Consider the following 836-nt stretch of genomic DNA (forward strand, 5'->3'; position numbering starts at 1 on the left):
AAGCCAGCTATCAAGCAACTGGATTTCGCGGTAAGCAGCGGTTTATTGCAAGACGAGCAAGCGTGGCAAACACGTAAAATGCTAGCGGATATTTTGTTGAACGAACAACAGTTTGCTAAAGCCTTGCCGCACTATTACGAATTGAGTAAAGCCGTACCTAAAAACCAGAAAGCTCATGAAGTTTGGCTGCGCATCGCACAATCGCATTACCAGTTGAGCCAATGGAATAAAGTGCTGTCAGCGATGGGTCGCTACGAGAAGTTTGGTCAGCCAGATGAACTCGGTCCATTGTCGATTAAGCTTTCGTCTGAACTGGAACTCAAAAAGTGGCAGCCTGCTATTGTCACCATCAAACGTTTGATTTCAATTGAGCCTGAACGGGTGGAGTGGTGGCGTCAGCTCGTCGCTTTGCACTTACGTGTCGATGACAGCAAACGCGCACTAGATGCAATGGCTTTAGCCAAGCTACAAGGTGTCGCGCTCAGTCAAGATGATTTTAAACTGCTGGCGCAGCTTTATGCGAAACGTGGAATCCCGGAGCGTGCTGCTTTAATTATGGAGCAGTTGGAAGACCTTAACGTCGATAGCCAGTTAAAAGCTCAGCAGGCGACCTATTGGCAGATGGCAAAAGAGTGGGACAAATCCATCGATAGTTGGCGAATTGCCGCGAAGTTGGATTCTAAATACTACTGGAACTACTCTCAGCTACTTGTTCAACAAGGCCATTACCAACAAGCATTGGCTGCTTTGGATAAGGTAAAAGGTCGTAATGCTGACGTCGCGCTCATCAAAACCAGAGCCTACTACAAGTTGAATCGATTGGATGACGCATTGGC

At 47.2% G+C, this 836-nt stretch carries 1 protein-coding gene; it reads left to right on the forward strand.

Translation table 11 applies throughout. The annotated features are described in order from the left end of the window. On the forward strand, window positions 1–836 hold an 836-nt coding region (locus R7Z50_RS26155; protein WP_318149564.1), incomplete at both ends, for a hypothetical protein.

It is taken from the genome of Vibrio sp. 1249-1 (genome assembly GCF_033340495.1).